Origin of the sequence: Methylobacterium isbiliense (genome assembly GCF_022179325.1) — a bacterium.
GTDB lineage: Bacteria > Pseudomonadota > Alphaproteobacteria > Rhizobiales > Beijerinckiaceae > Methylobacterium > Methylobacterium isbiliense.
The window spans coordinates 78,426-99,448 of record NZ_BPQQ01000042.1; the positions used below are offsets into that span (position 1 = coordinate 78,426).

Annotated in this window: 21 protein-coding genes; 8 read left to right on the forward strand and 13 right to left on the reverse strand. The window is 72.5% G+C overall.

Features of this window, described 5'->3' with window-relative positions; all coding sequences use genetic code 11:
• The first annotated feature begins 14 nt into the window (after positions 1–14).
• From MFF61_RS18610 to MFF61_RS18620, 3 genes are all read left to right on the forward strand, one after another.
• The gene (locus MFF61_RS18610; RefSeq protein WP_238236897.1) at positions 15–1,046 is read left to right on the forward strand and encodes a histidine kinase dimerization/phosphoacceptor domain -containing protein; all 1,032 of its coding nucleotides are present in this window, start codon (positions 15–17) and stop codon (positions 1,044–1,046) included.
• A gap of 65 nt (positions 1,047–1,111) precedes the next feature.
• Positions 1,112–1,540, forward strand: a complete 429-nt coding sequence (locus tag MFF61_RS18615; protein ID WP_238236899.1) for a SufE family protein — start codon at positions 1,112–1,114, stop codon at positions 1,538–1,540.
• A 114-nt stretch (positions 1,541–1,654) separates the two neighbouring features.
• Positions 1,655–3,796: a S9 family peptidase gene (locus MFF61_RS18620; protein ID WP_238236902.1), complete on the forward strand. Its 2,142-nt coding sequence runs from the start codon at positions 1,655–1,657 to the stop codon at positions 3,794–3,796.
• 76 nt (positions 3,797–3,872) lie between these two features.
• Here the strand turns inward: MFF61_RS18620 and MFF61_RS18625 are convergent, their stop codons facing one another.
• Together MFF61_RS18625 and MFF61_RS18630 are read right to left on the reverse strand one after the other, a co-directional pair.
• A complete protein-coding gene (locus MFF61_RS18625; protein ID WP_238236903.1) occupies positions 3,873–5,009 on the reverse strand; it encodes a YbdK family carboxylate-amine ligase in 1,137 nt (378 codons plus the stop codon).
• 121 nt (positions 5,010–5,130) lie between these two features.
• Positions 5,131–5,898, reverse strand: coding sequence for a 16S rRNA (uracil(1498)-N(3))-methyltransferase (locus tag MFF61_RS18630; protein ID WP_238236907.1), 768 nt, complete (start codon positions 5,896–5,898; stop codon positions 5,131–5,133).
• 221 nt (positions 5,899–6,119) lie between these two features.
• Here MFF61_RS18630 and MFF61_RS18635 point away from each other — a divergent pair, with 221 nt between their 5' ends.
• Both MFF61_RS18635 and ubiA read left to right on the forward strand, forming a co-directional pair.
• Complete coding sequence (locus MFF61_RS18635; RefSeq protein WP_238236909.1) at positions 6,120–6,581, forward strand: hypothetical protein; 462 nt, start codon at positions 6,120–6,122, stop codon at positions 6,579–6,581.
• A complete protein-coding gene (gene ubiA / locus MFF61_RS18640; RefSeq protein WP_238236911.1) occupies positions 6,578–7,549 on the forward strand; it encodes a 4-hydroxybenzoate octaprenyltransferase in 972 nt (323 codons plus the stop codon). The genes MFF61_RS18635 and ubiA overlap by 4 nt, the downstream gene beginning before the upstream one ends.
• A 6-nt stretch (positions 7,550–7,555) precedes the next feature.
• Here ubiA and MFF61_RS18645 read toward each other — a convergent pair whose 3' ends face one another.
• Entirely contained in the window at positions 7,556–8,077 is a 522-nt protein-coding gene (locus MFF61_RS18645; RefSeq protein ID WP_238236912.1) for a DUF6101 family protein, read from the reverse strand.
• A 325-nt stretch (positions 8,078–8,402) separates the two neighbouring features.
• On the opposite strand from MFF61_RS18645, the gene MFF61_RS18650 reads away from it, so the two are divergent.
• Positions 8,403–9,215 carry an inositol monophosphatase family protein gene (locus MFF61_RS18650; protein WP_238236913.1) on the forward strand — a complete coding sequence of 271 codons (813 nt, stop codon included), beginning with the start codon at positions 8,403–8,405 and terminating at the stop codon, positions 9,213–9,215.
• Positions 9,216–9,297: 82 nt separating this feature from the next.
• Here MFF61_RS18650 and rpsD read toward each other — a convergent pair whose 3' ends face one another.
• The 5 genes from rpsD to MFF61_RS18675 all read right to left on the reverse strand — a co-directional run bounded on the left by rpsD (position 9,298) and on the right by MFF61_RS18675 (position 14,371).
• The gene (gene rpsD / locus MFF61_RS18655; protein ID WP_238236915.1) at positions 9,298–9,915 is read right to left on the reverse strand and encodes a 30S ribosomal protein S4; all 618 of its coding nucleotides are present in this window, start codon (positions 9,913–9,915) and stop codon (positions 9,298–9,300) included.
• Between the two features lie 215 nt (positions 9,916–10,130).
• Positions 10,131–12,032 carry a cobaltochelatase subunit CobT gene (cobT, locus tag MFF61_RS18660; RefSeq protein WP_238236919.1) on the reverse strand — a complete coding sequence of 634 codons (1,902 nt, stop codon included), beginning with the start codon at positions 12,030–12,032 and terminating at the stop codon, positions 10,131–10,133.
• 4 nt (positions 12,033–12,036) lie between these two features.
• The gene (locus MFF61_RS18665) at positions 12,037–12,531 is read right to left on the reverse strand and encodes a DUF29 domain-containing protein (RefSeq protein ID WP_238236921.1); all 495 of its coding nucleotides are present in this window, start codon (positions 12,529–12,531) and stop codon (positions 12,037–12,039) included.
• A gap of 13 nt (positions 12,532–12,544) precedes the next feature.
• A complete protein-coding gene (cobS, locus tag MFF61_RS18670; protein WP_238236922.1) occupies positions 12,545–13,528 on the reverse strand; it encodes a cobaltochelatase subunit CobS in 984 nt (327 codons plus the stop codon).
• Between the two features lie 204 nt (positions 13,529–13,732).
• Positions 13,733–14,371, reverse strand: coding sequence for a J domain-containing protein (locus tag MFF61_RS18675; protein WP_238236923.1), 639 nt, complete (start codon positions 14,369–14,371; stop codon positions 13,733–13,735).
• A 133-nt stretch (positions 14,372–14,504) separates the two neighbouring features.
• Between MFF61_RS18675 and MFF61_RS18680 the strand changes: the two genes are divergently transcribed.
• Positions 14,505–14,789 carry a BolA family protein gene (locus tag MFF61_RS18680; protein WP_238236924.1) on the forward strand — a complete coding sequence of 95 codons (285 nt, stop codon included), beginning with the start codon at positions 14,505–14,507 and terminating at the stop codon, positions 14,787–14,789.
• Here the strand turns inward: MFF61_RS18680 and MFF61_RS18685 are convergent.
• The 5 genes from MFF61_RS18685 to queE all read right to left on the reverse strand — a co-directional run bounded on the left by MFF61_RS18685 (position 14,719) and on the right by queE (position 19,163).
• Positions 14,719–15,975 (reverse strand): MFS transporter, encoded by a 1,257-nt coding sequence (locus tag MFF61_RS18685; protein ID WP_238236925.1) that lies wholly within the window; start codon positions 15,973–15,975, stop codon positions 14,719–14,721. The genes MFF61_RS18680 and MFF61_RS18685 overlap by 71 nt on opposite strands.
• A 40-nt stretch (positions 15,976–16,015) precedes the next feature.
• Positions 16,016–17,182 (reverse strand): acetyl-CoA acetyltransferase, encoded by a 1,167-nt coding sequence (locus tag MFF61_RS18690; RefSeq protein WP_238236926.1) that lies wholly within the window; start codon positions 17,180–17,182, stop codon positions 16,016–16,018.
• A gap of 88 nt (positions 17,183–17,270) precedes the next feature.
• Positions 17,271–17,972 (reverse strand): 7-cyano-7-deazaguanine synthase QueC, encoded by a 702-nt coding sequence (queC, locus tag MFF61_RS18695; protein WP_238236928.1) that lies wholly within the window; start codon positions 17,970–17,972, stop codon positions 17,271–17,273.
• A 120-nt stretch (positions 17,973–18,092) separates the two neighbouring features.
• Complete coding sequence (gene queD, locus MFF61_RS18700; protein ID WP_238236929.1) at positions 18,093–18,449, reverse strand: 6-carboxytetrahydropterin synthase QueD; 357 nt, start codon at positions 18,447–18,449, stop codon at positions 18,093–18,095.
• 81 nt (positions 18,450–18,530) lie between these two features.
• Positions 18,531–19,163 carry a 7-carboxy-7-deazaguanine synthase gene (gene queE, locus MFF61_RS18705; protein ID WP_238236930.1) on the reverse strand — a complete coding sequence of 211 codons (633 nt, stop codon included), beginning with the start codon at positions 19,161–19,163 and terminating at the stop codon, positions 18,531–18,533.
• 303 nt (positions 19,164–19,466) lie between these two features.
• Between queE and MFF61_RS18710 the strand changes: the two genes are divergently transcribed.
• Positions 19,467–20,999, forward strand: coding sequence for a D-alanyl-D-alanine carboxypeptidase family protein (locus MFF61_RS18710; RefSeq protein ID WP_238236931.1), 1,533 nt, complete (start codon positions 19,467–19,469; stop codon positions 20,997–20,999).
• The last annotated feature ends 24 nt before the right edge of the window (positions 21,000–21,023 follow it).

Here is a 21,023-nt window from a genome sequence, read left to right on the forward strand (position 1 = left end):
CGAGTGGGACGCGCATGGCCGTCGAAACGCCATCACCGGAGGGGACGGGCAGCGCCGGCTCCAGGGTGAGCGCGGCCTTCCGCTCGTTCGCCGAGGGAGCCTCGCTTCCGATCTGGCGAACCGACCCGCGCGGCTACTGCATCTACGTCAATCCCGCCTGGATCGCCTTCCGGGGCCGCACCGCCGACGTCGAGGGCGGATACGGCTGGCGCGACGGCGTGCATCCCGAGGACCGCGCCGATCACGATGCCGTTCTGGCGGCCGCGCATGCGAACGCCGCGAGCTTCACGGCGGAGTACCGCCTGCGCCGCCACGATGGCCTCTTCCGCTGGATGCTCGGCCAGGGCACGCCGCTGTTCGAGGAGGGGACCTTCCAGGGCTTCTGCGGCGCCTGCTTCGACATCACCGACCGGCGCCGGGCCGAGGAGCACGCCGCCCAGGCCGCTGCCGAGAAGGAGGCGCTGCTCGCCGAAGTCTACCATCGAGTGCGCAACAACCTGCAGGTGATGGTGAGCCTGATCGGCCTCTACGGCCGCGCCGCGCCCGGCGAGTGCCGCCCGGCCTTCGACGCCCTGGGCCAGCGCGTGCGCGCCATCGCCCTGGTGCAGCAGCACCTGCACGAGGCACCCCACATCGCCAGCATCGACCTCGGCGATTACCTGACGCGGCTCGCCCAGGGGCTGATGCAGCTGCGCCGCCCCGGCCGCATCGCCATCGCGGTACAGGCGGAGCGGAGCGCGCTGCTCCAGCCGCGCACCGCCAACGCGCTCGGCATGATCCTCGCCGAAGTGGTGGCCGAAGGGCTCGACGCCACGGCCGAGGGCACGACCTGCCACACCGCGGTCACGGTCCCGGCCGGGGCGGCGGACGAGCCGCTGCGCGTGTCCATCGTCGCCAGTGGCCTCGGGGCCGGATCGGGGCCCGCCGCGCCGCCCAAGCTCGGCCCGCGTCTCATCGCGGCCTATGCGGCGCAGGCCGAGATCGCGGTCTCCGGCGAGGCCACGACCGCCGCACCCCTGACCCTCGTCCTGCCGCCCGTCCGCTGACGGCGCTGGCGGCCGGCCCGCCGCGTGCCTATATCCCGGCGGAACCTCAGGAAACCGCCCCGCCCATGCTGCCCCCCATCGCCGAGATCGTCGATAACTTCGCGTTCCTGGAGGAGTGGGAGGACCGCCACCAGTACCTGATGGAACTCGGCCGCAAGCTCCCGCCCCTGCCCGAGGAGGCGCGCACCGAGGCCAACAAGGTGCGCGGCTGCGTGAGCCAGGTCTGGCTGGACACCTCGGTCGACCGCCGGGACGGCGCGCCGCGCCTGCACTTCCGGGGCGACAGCGACGCCCACATCACCAAGGGCGTGGTCGCGGTGCTGATCGCCTTCTTCGACGGGCGCACGGCCGAGGACGCCGCCAAGGCCGATGCCCTCGGCCTGTTCCAGAGGCTCGGCCTCTCGGAGCATCTCACCGCCCAGCGCTCGAACGGCGCGCGCGCGATGATGGAGCGCATCCGCCAGGACGCCGCCCGGGTCTCCGAGGCGGCCTGAGGCCCGTCTCCCGCGGCGATGCGCGCTTGGCGCGCTTGGAGCGCCCGGGAAGGGTTGCCCCGGCCGGGCCGCGGCGGCACATGGCAGGGATCCTTTGTTCCGCCGGTGCCCCGCATGACGACCTCCCTCCGCCCCGCCGCCTCCCCGCCGATCGCACCCGCCCGCCCGCACACGTTCACGGTGCACGGCCGCACGGTCGTCGACCCTTACGCGTGGCTGAAGGCGGAGAACTGGCGCGAGGTGCTGAAGGATCCCGGCGCCCTGCCGGCCGACATCCGCGCCTATCTCGAGGCCGAGAACGCCTACGCGGCGCAAGCCCTGGAGGGCACGGCCGCCCTGCGCAAGACGCTGGTGGCCGAGATGCGCGGGCGGATCCGCGAGGATGACGGCGGCGTGCCGGACGTCGACGGGCCGTTCGCCTATTACACGCGCCACCGCGAGGGCGGGCAGCACCCGCTGGTCTGCCGCCGCCCGAGCGCCGGCATCGCCGACCTGCCGGTCGACCGGCTCGGCGGCCCGGGCGAGGAGATCCTGATCGACGGCGACCGCGAGGGCGAGGGCCTCGCCTTCTTCGACCTCGCCGACGCGGCCCATTCCGACGACCACGCGCTGATGGCCTGGAGCGCCGACACCAAGGGCTCGGAACTCTACACCATCCGGGTGCGCGACCTCGCCACGGGGACCGACCGCGAGGACCAGATCATCGCCACCACCGGCGACGCGGTGTGGAGCGCGGACGGGCAGGGCTTCTGGTACGTGGCGGTGGACGAGAACCACCGCCCCGCCAAGGTGATGCTCCACCGCCTCGGCACGCCCCAGAGCGACGACGAGACGGTCTACGAGGAGCCGGATTCCGGCTTCTTCGTCAGCATCGACCAGACGCAGTCCGGCGCCTTCCTGACCATCACGGCCAACGACCACGAGACGGCGGAGGTCCATCTCATCGACCGCGCCCGACCGGGCACCGCCTCCCGCACGGTCGAGCCGCGCACCGCGAACCTGATCTACTCGGTCGAGCACCGGGGCGACGAGCTGTTCATCCTCACCAACGCCGACGGGGCGGAGGATTTCAAGCTCATGGTCGCTCCGCTCGCCGTCCCCGGCCGGTCGCAGTGGCGCGACCTCGTCCCGCATCGTCCCGGCGTGATGATCCGCTTCCAGCACGTGCTGGCGCGCCACCTCGTGCGGCTCGAACTGGAGAATGCCCGCCCGCGCCTGATCGTGCGCGATGCGCTCAGCGGGGCCGAGCACGCGGTCGCCTTCGCGGAGGAGGCCTATTCGCTCGGCCTCCTGCCCGGCCACGCCTTCGACACCGACGAGATCCGCTTCGTCTACTCGTCGATGACGACGCCGGCCGAGACCTACGATTACGATGTCACGACGCGGGCGCGCCGGCTGCGCAAGCGCCAGGACGTGCCGAGCGGCCACGACCCGGCCGCCTACGTCACCCGCCGCCTGTTCGCCACGGCGCCGGACGGCGAGAGCGTGCCGATCTCGCTCCTGCACCGCCGCGACACGCCGCTCGACGGCTCGGCCCCGCTCCTGCTCTACGGCTACGGCTCGTACGGCAGCCTGATGTCGGCCGCCTTCCGCACGAACCCGCTCTCGCTGGTCGATCGCGGCTTCGTCTACGCCATCGCGCATATCCGCGGCGGCACCGAGAAGGGCTGGCGCTGGTACATGGACGGCAAGCGCGAGAAGAAGCCCAACACCTTCACGGATTTCGTGGCCTGCGGGCGGGCCCTGGCCGAGGCCCGCTACACCAGCGCCGGGCGCATCGTCGCGCATGGCGGCAGCGCGGGCGGCATGCTGATGGGGGCGGTGGCGAATCTCGCGCCCGACCTCTTCGCCGGCATCGTCGCCGACGTGCCCTTCGTGGACGTGCTCAACACGATGCTCGACGGCGACCTGCCGCTCACCCCGCCCGAATGGCCCGAATGGGGCAACCCGGGCGCCGACCCGGCGGCCTTTGACACCATCCTGTCCTACTCGCCCTACGACAATGTGCGGGCGAGCGCCTATCCGGCGATCCTGGCGCTCGGCGGGCTCACCGATCCGCGGGTGACCTACTGGGAGCCGGCGAAGTGGGTGGCGCGGCTGCGCGCGACGATGACGGGCGGCGGCCCCGTCCTGCTGCGCATCAACATGGAGGCCGGCCACGGCGGCGCGGCCGGCCGCTTCGACCGCCTGGAGGAGGTGGCGCTGATCTACGCCTTCGCGCTGGCGGCGGTGGGGCTCGCCGAGCCGGCCGCGTGAGGCGGCTTCGGCAAGGGCGGACCGCCGCGGACGTCGCCCGACGGGCGATCCCGACCGCGGGCCGCCGGGATCGGACTCAATGCCGCGTCGGCGCCGTGCCGGTCGTCTCGGCCGCGAGCCAGTCGACCACGGCCATCAGCGCCTCGCGCTGGGACAGGCCGCGCCCCTGCGCCTCCGTGTAGAGGGCGAGCTGGCGGTCGGCGCTGGTGCCGCGGGCCACGATCCAGCGGGCGAGGTCGAGTTCCGCCGTGCAGCCGAGCGCCGCGCCGTCCTCGGCGACCAGCGCGAGCACCTCGGCCAGCACCGCCTTGACCGGCCGGGCGGCGGTCTCGCCCTCGCCGAGGAAGCTGCCGTGGATGCCGTAGCGCTGCGCCCGCCAGCAATTCTCCGCGGTGATCGCGTGCGTGGCGCCGGAGAGATCGCGGTTGAGGTCCGGGTCGCGCACGAGCCGCCGCACGAGGCAGCGGGCCAGCGCCGCGATGGCGAGGGTGTCGTCGAGCCGCGTGCAGCTGTCGGCGATCCGCAGATCGAGCGACAGCGCGTCCGGCGCCGGCCGGATCACCCACCAGACATGGGCGAGGTCGTCGATGGCGCCCGCCCGCATCAGCACGTCGAGGTAGCGCGCGTAATCGGCCTCGTCCGCGAAATAGGGCGGCAGGCCGCTGCGCGGCATCTCCCGCGCCGCCGCGAGGCGGTAGCCCATCAGGCCGGTGCGCTGCGCCTGCCAGAACGGCGAGGAGGTGGAGAGGGCGAGCAGCAGCGGCAGGAAGGGCTGGAGGCGGTTCATCACACCCAGCCGCGAGATGCCCTCCGGCAGCGCGATGCGCACCAACAGGCCGCACACCACCGTGCGGTGGCCGACCATCTGCAGGTCGCGCTGCACCCGGTCCTGCACGCCCTGCTGGCGCGGGCGCACCCGGCTCCACAGGGCGATCGGATGGGTGCCGGCGGCCATCACGGCAAGGCCGCGCTCCGCCGCGAGCGCGCCGATGCCGCCGCGCAACGCCCCGAGACGGCGTCGCGCCTCCCCGAAATCCGCGAGCGGCGGCGTCGCCCACATCACGCGCGGCTCGATCAGGTCGTGGCGCGCGGTCGGGAAGTCGCGCCGGCAGCGGGCGAGGAAGTCCCGCACCCGGGACCGGGCCGCATCGCGCTTCTCCGCGTCGTTGAGAAAGGCGTCCTCCTCGATGCAGAACGCGAACTCCGCATGCATGCGCGATCACCTCCGGACACGGAACGGAGCGGGGCGCCGGGCTCGAACCCGGCGCCGCTGCTGGTTTCAGGCGCCATCGTCGATGGGCCGGGGCGGCTGAGCGGCGATCCTGCGGGCGATCTCAGCCGCCGCGGCCGTCTCCCAGCACGGCCTGCACCAGCGCCATCACGGCGACAGCCGCCGTGTCGGCCCGCAGGATGCGCGGACCGAGCGAGAGGCGCACGGTGTTGGGGCGATCGAGAACGAGGGCGCGCTCCTCCGGCGTGAAACCCCCCTCGGGTCCGATCACAACGGCGAGCGGAGGACCGCCGTTCCCGCCCTGCTCCGCAGCCGCATGCCGCAGGGCCGCGACGGGATCGACGATGGGGGCGTCCTCGTCGCAAAAGACCAGCAGGCGCTCGGGCGTCAGGGCCGCGAGGGCGGCCGGCAGCGGGATGGCCTCCCGGATCTCCGGGATCGTCAGGATGCCGCATTGCTCCGCGGCCTCGATCGCGTTGGCGGCCAGGCGCTCGTGCTTGATCCGGTCGCCCTGGGTGCGGCGGGTGATCACCGGCTGGATCAGGCTCGCGCCCATCTCCACCGCCTTCTGCGCCACGTAGTCCAGCCGGGCGGCCTTGAGGGGCGCGAACAGGTAGTGCAGGTCGCCCGCCTGGGTCTGGGGACGGGCCTGCTCGCGCAGCACGAGATCGCCGGCCTTGCGGCCGGTGGGCCGGATCTCCGCCACCCACTCGCCGTCGCGTCCGTTGAACACCAGCACCCGGTCGCCCTGCGCCCGGCGCAGGACGCCGAGAAGATAGTTCGCCTGGGCGCGGTCGAGGCTGTGCTGTACGCCCGCCCGCATCGGCACGTCGAGGTAGAGCCGGGGCGCGTCAAAATCATAGGCCGCCATGCGCCCTGCTCGCCGAGCGGGGCTGGCCTGTCAATCGGCGGCCCGCCGGGCTTCGGTGCGGCGCTCCGCGCCAAAGCCGCCACAATCCTGTGCAGAACCGGCACGTTAGCCGGGCGCAGCAAGAATCCGTTTGGGGACGACCGGCGCCGGGCCGGCTGCGGCGCTTCGCGCAGCCCGGACCGCCGTGATAGGGGCCGACGAGGGGAATGAGGATGGATCGCATGTTCCGGGGAGCCATGGCGCTGCTGGCCGGCAGCCTGCTCGCAGCGGGGTTCGGGGGAGGCGCGCGCGCCCAGAGCGCCGATTGCGCCGAGATCCAGAAGACCCTGCTCGAGCGCAAGGAGATCGTCGCCAAGGTCAACGCCTCCTCGCAGGCCAAGAACCGGATGACCCCGGCCCAGGCCTGCAGCATGTTCACCAAGCTCCAGGCGAACGGCGCCACGGGCCTCAAGTGGATCACCGCCAACAAGGATTGGTGCTCGATCCCGGATTCGTTCGCGGAGGGCTTCAAGGCCGACCACACCAAGGTGACCGGCCTGCGCAGCAAGATCTGCAACGCGGCCCAGCAGCAGGCTGTGATGGAGAAGCGCGCCCGCGAGCAGGCGCAGAACAACAGCGGCGGGGGCCTGCTGGGCGGTCCGGGCCTGTCGGGCAGCTATAAGCTGCCGCAGGGAGCCCTGTGAGGCTCGGCCTGCCCACGACGGACGGTCCTCCCCGCCGGCCGGACAGGCCGGTCGCCGATGCGGTGCGCGGCCATTGGGTCGACCGGCACGCGCCGGAAGCCCTGCGGCCCTATCTCCGCCTCGCCCGGATCGAGCGCCCGATCGGCTGGTGGCTGCTGCTCCTGCCCTGCTGGTGGTCGGCGGCGCTCGCGGCGGTGGCGGTGGGGCGGCCGGGTCCGGATCCCTGGCACCTCGTGCTGTTCCTGATCGGTGCCGTCGCCATGCGCGGCGCCGGCTCCACCTACAACGACATCGCCGACCGCGACCTCGATGCGCGCGTCGAGCGCACGCGGCTGCGCCCGCTCCCCTCGGGGCGGCTGCGGGTGCGCCACGCCCTCGCGTTCCTGGTGCTCCAGGCGCTGGTCGGCCTCGCGGTGCTGCTGCAGTTCAACGGTACCGCCATCGTGGTCGGCTTGGCCTCGCTCGCCCCGGTGGCGATCTACCCGTTCATGAAGCGGGTGATGCCGGTGCCCCAGCTCGTGCTCGGCCTCGCCTTTGCCTGGGGGGCGCTGATGGGCTGGGTGGCGCTCACGGGGCGCCTCGATCCCGCGGCCCTGTGGCTCTATGCGGGGACGATCGCCTGGGTGGTCGGCTACGACACGATCTACGCCGTGCAGGACATCGAGGACGACGAGATCGCCGGCATCAAGTCCTCGGCGCGCTTCTTCGGCTCCCGGGTCCGGGAGGCGGTGGCGGCCTGCTTCGGCCTCGCGCTGACCGGAATCGGGATCGCGCTCTTCCTTGCCGGCATCGGCCTGCTCGGCCTCCTCGGGGTGCTGGCCTTCGGCGCCCACCTCGCCTGGCAGGTCTGGCGCCTCGATCCGCGCGACGGCGCGCGGGCACTGCGGCTGTTCCGGTCGAACCGCGACGCCGGGCTGATCCTGTTCGCGGGGCTCGCCCTCGACGCGATCTGGCAGGGCCTCGCCTGAGACCGGTCAGACGCGGGCGTCGGTGAGCCGGTCCTCGTTGCGGTGCACGGCGGGGTTCAGGGGCAGGCGGCCGGTCTTGCGGCGGCAGAGGAAGCGCGGACGCCGCCCGCTCAGGAGCCCGTGCCGGCGGCGGATGCGCACCGCCCCGAGCTTCACGCGCCCGACCTGCTCGCCCATCGCCGTGGTCGTGCCGTCCTCCTGGATCACCAGCAGGGGCAGGCCGGTCTCGGCACCGAGACGGCGCCACACCGCCACCACGTCCGCATCGCCGTGGGTGCCGAGCCGCATCAGCGGATCGCCGCCCTTGTCGAGCAGCAGGATCGCGAAGCGATCCTCGCCCGCCGCATCGCTGGCCTCGTTGTCGAGGCAGAGGGCGACGCTCGCGGCCACGCCCGCGCCCGGCAGGCGGCCGATGACCGGCAGGGGCGAGGGCTCGACCTGGACCGGGCCGCGGTGGAGGCTGGGCAGGCCGTCGCGCCTGCTCTGCGCGACGGCCTGCCGGTGGGGGACGGGGAGTCTCGTGACCATGATTCTGCTCGACGCCCTGTATGCGTGAGGCGGCGGTCTCTGACGGACCGTCCGCGGTTGAGGCCAATGTGCCGTCTGTCGGCTCAGAACGCCTTAAAAGGCAGCGTTAAGCGATGGTTGGCGGGCCGGTCCCGCTCCGGATGCTCAATATTTCCTTGTCCGGGCGCGGGCCATTTTCCATTCATCCCGAGATGACGCATCGTCGCGTCCTTGTGGCGGCGCGGCGGGCGGCCTACAACGGACGCCGCTCTGCGCACGGCCGTCCGGACCAGCCCGGACCGTCGCCGTGGGCCGTCACCGTCTCTCTCGAAACCTGCGACCCGACATGTCCCCCACCGACGACGTGCGCGCCCTGCTCGCCCAGGTCCGGACCACGGTCCGGGAAGCGGCGCGCCTCGCGCTGCCGTTCTTCCGGCCCGGTGCCCACACCAGCGCCCGGATCTGGAACAAGGCCGGAGGATCGCCGGTCACCGAGGCCGATGTCGAGGTCGATGCCTTCCTGAAGGTCCGCCTGAGCGAGATCGCGCCGCGCGCCGCGTGGCTCTCGGAGGAGACCCGCGACGATCCCGTGCGGCTGGAGCACGACCTCGTGTGGATCGTCGATCCCATCGACGGCACCCGGGCCTTCCTGTCGGGCGATCCCGACTGGTCGATCGCGGTGGCGCTGCTGGCCCACGGCGAGCCGGTGCTGGGCCTCGTGGCCGCGCCGGTGCCGGACCTCGTCTACGAGGCGGCGGCGGGGCAGGGGGCCTTCCGCAACGGGGAGGCGATCCGGGTCTCGGACATGGCCGGGCTCGCCAGGGCGCGGGTGGCCGGTCCCAAGCCGATGGTCGACCAGCTGGAACGCGGCCTCGGCCTCGGTGGGACGGCCGATGCGCTGGTGCGGGTGAAGCGCATTCCCTCGCTGGCGCTGCGGGTGGCGCGGGTCGCCGAGGGGGATGTCGATCTCGGCCTGATCTCGTCGGATGCCCGCGACTGGGACCTCGCCGGCGCGGACCTGATCCTGCGGGAGGCCGGGGGCGCGATCCTCGACCTCGCCGGGCGCCCACCCGCCTACAACCGGCGCGAGCCGATCCACGGCGAACTCGTCGCGCTCCCGGCCGCCGTGCGCACCGACGTCCTCGCGGCGCTGCGCTGACGGCCGGGCCGGACGAGAGGCACGAAAAAGGGCGGGCGCCCCGCCGGGAGCACCCGCCCTCGAACAGACCCGCTGGGGCCGATCAGCGCGAGTAGAACTCGATGACCTGGTTCGGCTCCATGTGCACCGGATAGGGCACCTCGGAGAGGCCCGGGATCCGGGTCAGGCGCGCGGTCATCTTGCCGTGATCGACCTCGATGTAGTCGGGCACGTCGCGCTCGGCGAGCTGCGAGGCCACGACCACGACCTCCAGCTGCTTGGAGGCTTCCTTCACCTCGATCACGTCGCCCGGCTTCACGAGGTAGCTCGGGATGTTCACCCGGCGCCCGTTCACCTTGATGTGGCCGTGGTTCACGAACTGGCGGGCCGCGAAGGGGGTCGCCACGAACTTCGACCGGTACACGACCGCGTCGAGGCGGCGCTCCAGCAGGCCGATCAGGTTCTCGCCCGAGTCGCCGCGCAGGCGGATCGCCTCGGCGTAGTAGCGGCGGAACTGCTTCTCGGTGATGTTGGCGTAGTAGCCCTTGAGCTTCTGCTTGGCGCGCAGCTGCGTGCCGAAGTCGGACATCTTGCCCTTGCGGCGCTGTCCGTGCTGGCCCGGGCCGTACTCGCGCCGGTTGACGGGGCTCTTCGGGCGGCCCCAGATGTTCTGGCCCATGCGGCGATCGAGCTTGTGCTTCGCCTGAACTCGTTTTGACATCGCGTGTCCTCTCGGGAACGATCGTGCGAGGAACGCGCCCTCCTCTTCCCTCGCGGGACGACAGACCGGCCGTTGGCCGTTCGCGGGTGCGCTGAAAAAGCCGCGGGGCCCGAAACGAGCCCCGCGAACCCGCCGCGTCTACTGAGGATTGCCGGCAACGTCAAGGACACGCCGCGGGCCGGACCTGCCGGGAGCGCGGCGGGCCCGGCCGCCGCTCAGCGGCGCCCGCCGGCGGCCCGGCGCGGCATCGGCTCGCCCGCCCCGCCCTCGTCGAACAGCTCCGCGAGCTTCTCGGTCATCACCCCGCCGAGTTCCTCCGCGTCGATGATCGTGACCGCGCGGCGGTAGTAGCGGGTGACGTCGTGGCCGATGCCGATGGCCAGCAGCTCCACCGGCGAGCGGGTCTCGATGTCCTCGATGACCCAGCGCAGGTGGCGCTCCAGGTAGTTGCCCGGATTGACCGAGAGGGTGGAATCGTCGACCGGCGCACCGTCCGAGATCACCATCAGGATGCGGCGCTGCTCGGGACGGCCGAGCAGGCGCTTGTGCGCCCAATCGAGCGCCTCGCCGTCGATGTTCTCCTTGAGCAGGCCCTCGCGCATCATCAGGCCGAGGTTCTTGCGCGCCCGCCGCCAGGGGGCGTCCGCGGCCTTGTAGACGATGTGGCGCAGGTCGTTGAGGCGCCCCGGAGCAGGGGGCTTGCCGGATTGCAGCCAGGATTCGCGCGATTGCCCGCCCTTCCAGGCCCGCGTCGTGAAGCCGAGGATCTCGACCTTGACGCCGCAGCGCTCCAGCGTGCGGGCGAGGATGTCGGCGCAGGTCGCCGCCACGGTGATCGGGCGCCCGCGCATCGAGCCCGAATTGTCGAGCAGCAGCGTGACGACCGTGTCGCGGAAATTCGTGTCCTTCTCCTGCTTGAAGGAGAGGGGCTGAAACGGGTCGATGACGATGCGTGGCAGGCGGGCCGGGTCGAGCTGGCCCTCCTCCAGGTCGAACTCCCAGGCCCGGTTCTGCTGGGCGAGCAGGCGCCGCTGCAGCCGGTTGGCGAGCCGCCCGACCACGCCCTGCAGGTGGGCGAGCTGCTTGTCGAGGTAGGAGCGCAGGCGCGTCAGCTCCTCGGCGTCGCACAGATCCTCGGCGTGGATCACCTCGTCGAACTTCGCGGTGTAGACCCGGTAATCCGGCCCCTTGGGCTCGTTCACGCGCTGGGGCGGCGGGCGCCAGGATTCGGAGGCCTCTTCGGAATCCGCGTCCTCGGCATCGTCCGGCAGCTCGCCCGAAGGCGCGTCGGCGGCCTCGGTGGCGCCCTCGTCGAGGTCGTCCGAGGCCTCGTCCGAGACCTCGACCTCGGCGCGGTCGCCCTGCGACTGCTGCTCGGCCTCGCCCTCGCCGGCCTGCTGCTCGTTCTCCTGCGCCTCGTTCTCGTCCTCGCTCTCGTCGTCCTCGGGATCGAGGGGCGCGTCGTCCGCCATGTCGAGGGAGGAGAGGAGGTCGCGCACCGAGCGGGCGAAGGCGCGCTGGTTCTCGATGCTGCCCAGCAGCCCGTCGAGGTTGCGCCCCGCCCTCTGCTCGATGAAGTCGCGCCACAGCGCCACGACGCGGGTCGCGGCCTCCGGCGGCTTCTGGCCCGTGAGGCGCTCGCGCACCATCAGGGCGACCGCGTCTTCGAGCGGCGCGTCGGCCCGGTCGGTGATGTCCTCGTACTTGCCGCCGCGGTGGTAGCGGTCCTCCAGCATCGCCGTGAGGTTGGAGGCCACGCCCGCCATGCGGCGCGAGCCGATCGCCTCGACGCGGGCCTGCTCCACGGCGTCGAACACCGCCCGGGCCGGGGCGCCCTCGGGGGCGAGGCGGCGGTGGACCGCGGCGTCGTGGCAGGCGAGGCGCAGCGCCATCGAGTCGGCGTGGCCGCGCAGGATGGCCACCTCCTGGGCGCCGAGCTTGCGCGGCGGCTCGGGCAGCCGCGCCTTGTCGGCGGTCAGGGCCGGCCGGTCGGAGGCGAAGGTGACCTCGATCTCGGGCTTGCGGGCGATCGCCCGGAGCGTTCCGGCGAGCGAGCGCTTCAGCGGCTCGGCGGCCGGCTCGCGCTTCTCGCCGGGCTTGCGGTTGGAGATGGCCATCCGGCTACTTCTTCACGGAATCGAGGTCGAAGGGACGCTCCAGCAGGTCGTCCCAGGTGTAGGGGCAGCCGTCCGGAAAATCCTCCGGCTGGAGATGGGTCTCGTCGGCGGCCCAGAGGCGCGCTTCCTCGTAGGCTTCCGCGAGGGCGGCCTCGCGGCGGGGCTTCAGGCTGGGATTGTCCTCGATCAGGCGGGCGAAGCGCCGACGCTGCTCGCGGATCGAGTAGATCCAGCTCGGCGTGCGGTGTTCGGGCTGCTGGTCCCACTTCAGCATGTGCATGACCAGCACCCGCAGGATGCTGTGCAGCTTCGCGAGCTGGCTCTTGCCCAAGCTCTCAAGCTCCTCGGCGACGTTCTCCGCGTCGACATCCTCGAAGTGCCGGGCGCGGATCAGCGCCGCCTGCTCCAGCGCCCACCGGTAGGTGTCCCGCTCGTAGACGGCCCGATCCCCGGCGGGATCGGCCTCGTCGCGCCTCTCCTTCAGGACCGGATCCGCCATCGGGGCACCTCGGTCAGCTCAGCGCGACGTTGACCGCGCTCTCCGGCAACTCCTTGCCGAAGGAGCGCTGGTAGAACTCGGCCACCAGCGCGCGCTCCAGCTCGTCGCACTTGTTGAGGAAGGTGACCCGGAAGGCGAAGCCGATGTCGTTGAAGATGTCGGCGTTCTCCGCCCAGGTGATCACCGTGCGCGGGCTCATCACGGTCGAGAGGTCGCCGTTGATGAAGGCGTTGCGGGTGAGGTCGGCGACGCGGACCATCTTGTTGACGATGTCGCGCCCGCCCTCGGTCCGGTAATGCGTCGCCTTGGACAGGACGATGTCGACCTCGCGGTCGTGCGGCAGGTAGTTGAGCGTGGTGACGATCGACCAGCGGTCCATCTGGCCCTGGTTGATCTGCTGCGTGCCGTGATAGAGACCGGAGGTGTCCCCCAGGCCCACGGTGTTCGCGGTAGCGAAGAGGCGGAAGCCCGGATGGGGCCGGATCACGCGCTTCTGGTCGAGGAGCGTCAAGCGGCCGGAGACCTCCAGCACGCGCTGGATCACGAACATCACGTCGGGGCGGCCCGCGTCGTACTCGTCGAACACCAGCGCCACGTTGTTCTGCAGCGCCCAGGGCAGGATGCCGTCCTGGAAGGCCGTGACCTGCTTGCCCTCCTTGAGGACGATGGCGTCCTTGCCGACAAGGTCGATGCGGGAGACGTGGCTGTCGAGGTTGATGCGCACGCACGGCCAGTTGAGGCGCGCCGCCACCTGCTCGACATGGGTCGACTTGCCGGTGCCGTGATAGCCGGTGATCATCACCCGGCGGTTCCTGGCGAAGCCGGCCAGGATGGCGAGCGTGGTGTCGCGGTCGAAGATGTAGTCCGGATCGAGGTCGGGAACGTGCTCGTCGGTCTCCGAGAAGGCGGGCACTTCGAGGTTCGAGTCGATCCCGAACACTTGGCGCACGGACACCTTCATGTCCGGAAGGGCGGCTGGTCTGTCTTCAGAGAGCATACGGGGCCTCGTCGGGGCAGGGGCCACGGAGGCGGCCCACTGCGGATGTCGCGACGGCGCGGAGGTGCCGGCTGGCGCCGCCTTCCTTATCGTTCTGGGGGAGCCGGCGCAAACGTGCCAACGACCCCGATATAGGATACCGGCAATCCTTTTCGACCCCCGCCGCCGCAGGGCCGATGCGAGTTCCGTGCCTGGCGGCGTGCCTCAGCACAGGCCGGCGGCGCGCAGCGTGTCGTGCGCCCGGATGATGTCGCGCAGCCGGTCCTCGAAGGAGCGGTCGCCGCCGTTGGCGTCCGGGTGGAAGCGCTTCACCAGCACCTTGTACTGCGCCTTGATGGCGGCCGCGTCCGCGCTCTCGTCGAGCCCCATCACGTCGAGGGCCTTGCGCACCGGCGCCGAGTGGCGCGGGCGCGGCGGCTCCGCCCGCTTTGCCCCGGGGCGGTCGGGCGCGACGCCGGCCGCGCGCAGGATGCCCAGGGGATCGACGTAGTCCCAGTCGCGGTTCCCCGCGGCGGGCTTGGCGCCCGGGCTCGCGGCCTCGCGCGCGGCGCCGTTCACGCCCATCGCCCAGGTCGGCCGGTGGCCGATCACCGCGTCCTTCTGGAAGGCCTGCACGGCCGCGTCGTTCATGCCCGCGAAGTAATTGTAGGAGGCGTTGTACTCGCGCACGTGCTCCATGCAGAAGCGCCAGTACTGGCCCTCCTGCCGGCGGCCCTTCGGGGCGCGGTGGAGCCCCGGCTGCGTGCAGCCCGGCCGCTCGCAGGCGGGTCCGGTCGACCCCGCGGCGTCCTCGCAGGTCGGCTTGATGCGGATGCGGTCGAACAGGGGCGAGTTGAGATCCATGGTCAGGCGATTATGAGGGGGCTCGGCCGGGGCACAAGGGCGTCGGGCCTGATGCCGCAGGCCGGACGGAACGGATTGACACGGGCGCCGTCGGCGCTCGCGGGATCCGGTCCCCGGGAGAGGACGAATCCGGATGGCATTGAGCAACTGGATCAGGACGACGCTGGAGGACGGCTTGCGGCCGACCGCGCTCAGCGTGGTGGACGAATCCCACCAGCATGCCGGGCATGCCGGCTGGCGGGAGGGCGGGGAGACCCATTTCCGACTGGATGTGGTGTCGGCGGCCTTCGAAGGAAAGAGCCGCGTCGAGCGTCACCGGATCGTCAACGCGCTCCTGGCCGAGGCCTTCACGCGCGGCCTGCACGCCCTGGCGCTCCGGGCGCGGACGCCGGCGGAGGCGGGCCGGGATCCGGGGTGAGGCTTCCCAGGGCGGGCGCCCGCGGCGCCCGGACGTAGACGGCGCTCGCGGCCAGCAGCGCGAGCCCGAAGGCGAGGAAGAGGCGCCCGTACAGGCTCGCCGGGTCGAGGGCCTCGGCGTTGAGCACGAAGGCGGCCGAGAGCGCCTGCGCGGCGCTGGCGCCTCCCATGAACAGGATGTTCATGAACGAGACGCCGCGCCCGAGCAGGTGCGCCGGCAGGAAGCGCCGGGCATGCGCCATCAGGATGGCGTAGCTCAGGCCCGCCCCGCCGATCAGCGCGAGGAGCGCCACCGCGAGCGGCGCCGAGGCGCCGCCGAGGAGGCCGAGCGCCAGGAAGGCCAGCGCCGTGACGAGGCAGCCGGCGAGCGCCGTCGCCTTGGGGTCGCGCACCAGCCGCTCCAGCGGCCCGTAGGCGATGCCCCCGAGCGCCATGGCGGCGCTCATCGCCAGCGCGCCGTGCCCGCGCGCCAGCGCGTCGAAGCCGTGCACGCTGCCGAGATACGACCCGACCCAGAGCGAGCGCGTGGCGATCACCACCGCGTAGCTGACGAACACCACCGGGAAGATCGGCCAGAGCGGGCGCATCGCCGCGACGGTGAGATAGCCGCGCAGGAACGAGGTCCGCCCGGGCTCGGCGAGGCGCGGCGGGTCGCGGATCAGCCCCAGGATCAGCAGCGCGCTCAGCGCCGTGACCCCGGCGAGCCCGGCGAGGATCGGCCGCCAGCCGAACGCCTGCGTGGCGAGCGCGAGCGGCGTCGAGCCGAGCAGGTCCCCCGCCGTGCCGAGCCCGATCATCAGGGAGGACAGCATGGCGAAGCGCTCGGGCGGGTAGAGCCGCCCGAACAGGTAGAGGCTGCCCATCAGGGCGGGCGCGCAGCCGAACCCGATCAGCGCCATCGCGGTCAGGCCGGCCGCGAAGCCCTGCGCGACGCAGAGCAGCGCCGTGCCGCAGGCCGCCAGCATCAAGAGCCCCGCCACCGTGCGGCGCGGCCCGAACCGGTCGAGCCACAGCCCGCTCGGCACCTGGCCCAGCGCGAAGGCCAGGAACCACGCGGCGGAGAGGAGCGCGAGGTCCGAGGCCGAGAGGCCGAGGTCGTGCCCGAGATCGGGCGCGACCATGGCCAGGAACCCGCGGTCGAACTGGCTGATCGTGTAGGCGAGGAGCAGGAGGAGGAAGGCCGTCACGGCCGGCGTGCCGGGCGGCGCGCCCGGCCTCCGGATGGGCCTACTTGATGCGCTCCAGCACGCTGACGTAGTTCGCCACCGCGACGCCGCCCATGTTGAACACCCCGGCCAGCGTCGCGCCCGGGATCTGCATCCCGCCGGCCTCGTCGCAGAGCTGCATCGCCGAGAGCGCGTGCATCGACACGCCGGTGGCGCCGATCGGGTGGCCCTTGGCCTTGAGCCCGCCGGAGGCGTTCACCGGCAGCTTGCCGTCCTTGCGGGTCCAGCCCTCGCGGATCGCATCGGCGCCGCGGCCCTCGGGCGTGAGGCCCATCGCCTCGTACTCGATGAGTTCGGCCACCGTGAAGCAATCGTGCGTCTCGACCAGCGAGAGATCGTCGAGGGTGATCCCGGCGCGCCCGAGGGCCTGCGCCCAGGCCGCCGCGCAGCCCTCGAAGCGCAGCACGTCGCGCTTCGACATCGGCAGGAAGTCCTGCGCGTGGGCAGTCGACCGGAAGGCGACGGCGCGGCGCATGCGCAGGGCCGTCTCGGTGTCGGCGAGCACCAGCGCGGCGGCGCCGTCCGACACGAGCGAGCAGTCGGTGCGCTTCAGGGGGCCGGCGACGAAGGGGTTCTTCTCGGATTCCGTGCGGCAGAAGTCGAAGCCGAGGTCCTTGCGCATCTGCGCGTAGGGATTGGCGACGCCGTTCTGGTGGTTCTTGGCCGCGATCATCGCCAGCGCGTCGGACTGGTCGCCGTGGCGCTGGAAGTAGCGGGCCGCGATGCCGCCGAACACGCCCGCGAAGCCCGCCGGCGTGTCGCCGTCCTCCGGCAGGTAGGAGGCCTTGAGGAGGTTCGCGCCGATCTGCGGACCCGGCGTGCGCGTCATCTGCTCGACGCCGACCACCAGCACCACCCGGGCGCGCTTGGCCTCGATGGTCTTGATGCCCTGGTGGACCGCCGCCGAGCCGGTGGCGCAGGCATTCTCGACGCGCGTCGCGGGCTTGAAGCGGAAGCCGTCATCGGCCTGCAGCACCAGCGAGGCGGTGAAGTCCTGGGGCGAGAAGCCGGCATTGAAGTGCCCGAGCACGATCTCGTCGACGTCCGAGGCCCCGATCCCCGCATGCGCCAGGGCCTCTCCGGCCACGCGCACCACGAGGCTCTCGACGGTCTCGGCGTCGTGCTTGCCGAACGGCGTGTGGCTCCAGCCGACGATGCAGGCGGTCATGGCGCGGTCTCCTCCCGGCGGCCTCTCGCGGCCGCTGCGCGTGCTTGGGTTCCTTTTGCGCGAGGGCGCCCCCCGGCACAAGCGCGCCTCAGGCAGCCCTGAACCGCGCGTAGCCCTGGGCGCGCAGCGTGCAGGCCGGGCAGGTGCCGCAGCCGTGGCCCCAGGCGTGGCGCTGGCCCCGCTCGCCGAGGTAGCAGGTGTGGCTCTCCTCCACGATGAGATCGACCAGCGCCGCCCCGCCGAGATCCTGCGCCAGGCGCCATGTCTGCGCCTTGTCGAGCCACATCAGCGGCGTGTGCAGCACGAAGCGGCGCTCCATGCCGAGGTTGAGGGCGACCTGCAGCGCCTTGATGGTGTCGTCGCGGCAGTCGGGATAGCCCGAATAATCCGTCTCGCACATGCCCCCCACGAGATGCCGCAGGCCCCGCCGGTAGGCGAGCGCCGCCGCGAAGGTGAGGAAGACGAGGTTGCGGCCGGGCACGAAGGTGTTGGGCAGCCCGTTCACCGCGAACGCGATGGCGCCGTCGCGGGTGAGCGCGGTCTCGGAGATGTCGCCCAGCACCCCGAGCGGCAGGGTATGGTCCGGCCCGAGCCGCGCCGCCCAATCCGGATCGAGATCGGCAAGCCCCGCCCGCAGCCGCTCCCGGCAGTCGAGTTCGATCCGGTGGCGCTGGCCGTAATCGAAGCCGAGCGTCTCGACGCGCGCGAAGCGGTCGAGCGCCCAGGCGAGGCAGGTCGCCGAATCCTGCCCGCCGGAGAAGAGCACCAGCGCGCCCTCGGTGTCGTCCATCGTCCCTCTCCCGACACGGGGGTTCGGCCCGGGCTCCCGGCGCGGCGGCTCGCAGGGTCCGTCACGGCGGCGCCGGCCGGATCCCCTCGTCCAGCAAGCCGGATGCCGGCCGCTTCGGCCTCACGCCCCGGTATACTCCGCCCACGACATCGGCGTCTCGAACACCTTGACGGAGGACAGCGCCGGCAGGGCAGGGCGGGCGCGGTCCCAGATCCAGATGGCGATGTGCTCGGCCGTGGGATTCTCCAGCCCCGGCACCTCGTTGAGGCAATGGTGGTCGAGCCGGGCGAGGAGCGGCGCGAAGGCGCTCTCGACGTCGAAGAAGTCGACCACCCAGCCGGTGTGCGGGTCGACCGGCCCGTCGAGCTGCAGCTCCACCCGGTAGGAATGGCCGTGCATCCGGTGGCAGCGGTGGGTCTCGGGCACGTTCGGCAGCCGGTGGGCGGCCTCGAACGTGAAGGCCTGGGTGATCTTCATGGGCCGATGTCGTCGGTGGGGCGCGGTCCCCGCGCGGTCGGGAGCCCCATAGCATCACCCCCGCGCCGGCCGAAACCGCGCTCAGGGAATGCCGATCATCTTGTGGGTCTGGAGGCTCAGCCGCCAGCGGGCGTCGCGCAGGCAATGGGCGACCGCGGCCCGGGTGTGCGCGGCCCGGTCCGGCCCGTCCATCGGCTGGAGCCAGAAATGCCGGAAGTCGAGCCCCGCCACGTCCTCGGGCGAGAGCCCGGCCTGGGGGTAGACGAGCTTCAGCTCGTGCCCGCGGGTGAGCCGCAAGGGAGCGCCCGCCTTGGGGCTGACGCAGATCCAGTCGATGCCCTCGGGCGCCTCCTGGGTGCCGTTGGTCTCGACGGCGGTCTCGAACCCGCGCGCGCGCACCGCGGCGAGCAGGGGGGCGTCGAGCTGCAGCAGCGGCTCGCCCCCGGTGAACACCACGTAGCGCCCGCTCGCGCCGCCGCCCCAGGCCGCCGCGATGGCCTCTGCCAGCGCCTCGGCCTGCGCGAAGCGGCCGCCGCCGGGGCCGTCGGTGCCCACGAAATCGGTGTCGCAGAAGCGGCAGACCGCCTCGGCCCGGTCAGCTTCGCGCCCGCTCCACAGGTTGCAGCCGGTAAAGCGGCAGAACACGGCGGATCGGCCCGCCTGGGCGCCCTCGCCCTGCAGGGTGTGGAAGATCTCCTTGACGGCGTAGCTCATCGGGTCTCCGGCCCGGGGCCTGATCCGGGAACGTCCTGCCCTGCCAGATGGGGAGCCTCGCGCGCAACCGCATCCCGCCGCGGCCTGTGTGCGGCGCAGGTGCGCGGCGGCACGCCGCCATGCTCCCGCCACGGATCGCGCGTTGAAGCGTGGTGCGGCGATGCTGTCAAAAGCGTCGCCATTGCCCTACACTTGCGGTCGGACGGCCGTACGGTGCCGCCGTGGCGGCGCGCAATCCGGAGCCCGACGGGCCGGAGCGCGCCGGGCGCCGTGTGGAACCGGAGCCCGACGGGGATGCGACGCATGACGAAACCTGCCCCGCTCGCGCGGCTGACCGGGCCCTTGCTCGGGTCCTTGCTCGGGCTCGCCGGCCTCCTGGCCGCGGGAGCGGCCGGGGCCGTGACCCAGCCGATGCTCGTGGTCGATGTCGAGACCGGCAAGGTGATCTACAACCAGGCCGGCACGGACCCGTGGTACCCGGCCTCGGTCACCAAGCTGATGACGGCCTACGTGGCCCTCGACCTCGTGCGCCAGCGCCGGGCCTCGATGGACCAGCTCCTGACCGTCACGCCCGAGGCCGCCGCCGAGCCGCCCTCCAAGATGGGCTTCAAGCCCGGCACGCAGATCACCCTCGACAACGCCCTCAAGATCATCATGGTCAAGTCGGCCAACGACGTGTCCTGGGCGATCGCCGAGGGGCTGGCCGGCTCGGTCGAGGGCTTCGCCGCCCTGATGAACGAGGCCTCGCAGCGGCTCGGCATGCGCGAGAGCCGCTGGTTCAACCCGAACGGCCTGCCGGATCCCCGGCAATGGACCAGCGCCCGCGACATGGCGATTCTCGGGCGGGCGCTCCTGCGCGACTTTCCCGAGCACCGCGAGCTGTTCTCGATCTCGGCGATCCAGTTCGGCCGGCGGGTGATGGCCAACCACAACGGGTTGCTCGGACGCTACGCGGGCGTCGACGGCATGAAGACCGGCTTCATCTGTTCGAGCGGCTTCAACGTGGTGGCGAGCGCGACCCGCAACGGGCGGCGTATCATCACGGTCGTGATGGGACAGCCGAAGGCCCGGGAGCGCGACCTGAAGGCCGCCGATCTGTTCGATTACGGCTTCGGCCAGAGCGGCTGGGGCGGCCCGGGCCTCACCGACCTGCCGCCCTCCCAGGCCGCCGCGCCGCCCGACATGCGGCCCTACATCTGCGACAAGAGCAAGCCGATGCCGACGGACGCCGATTCCTCGGCGCTCACCGCCGGCACGGCCGGCGACAACGCCAACGCCCAGCTCATGGCCGCGAGTTCGCCGCCGGCCGCGGCGCTCGCCTTCGCCACCATGAACAGCGCCCAGCTGCGCGGCCGGGCGCTGCCGCCCCGGGCTCCCCTCCAGCCGGTGCTGGTCTGGACCGGCCGCGATCCGGCGGAGAGCGCGGTCGCGGCCACCGACGAGCCCGACACCGAGACCCCCGCCCGGGCGCCGCGTGCCAAGGCCGCCAAGCTCAAGCCCGCCCCGAGCCGCGCCATCGCGGCCACCGGCGCCACGGTGCCCCAGCCGAAGCTCCTCGCCCGCACCCGCCCCACGCCGCCCGCGCCGGCCTCCGCCTACGCGGCGGCGCCGCACAGCCAGGTCATCGCCGAAGCCAGGAAGACGCCGGCCGCCAAGCCCATTGCTGCGAGGACCGCCGCTCCCAGGGCGCCTGAATCCAAGGCGCCTGCACCCAAGGCGGCGGCCCAGAAGCCGGCCGGCCCCAAGGCCGCGGCGGGCAGGCCCGCCAAGCCGCAGCCCAAGGCGGACGCGAAGCCGCAGGCCGCGGTGGCCGGCGCGAAGCCGAAGAGGGACTGACCCCGGACGGCGCGGCCGCCCGGG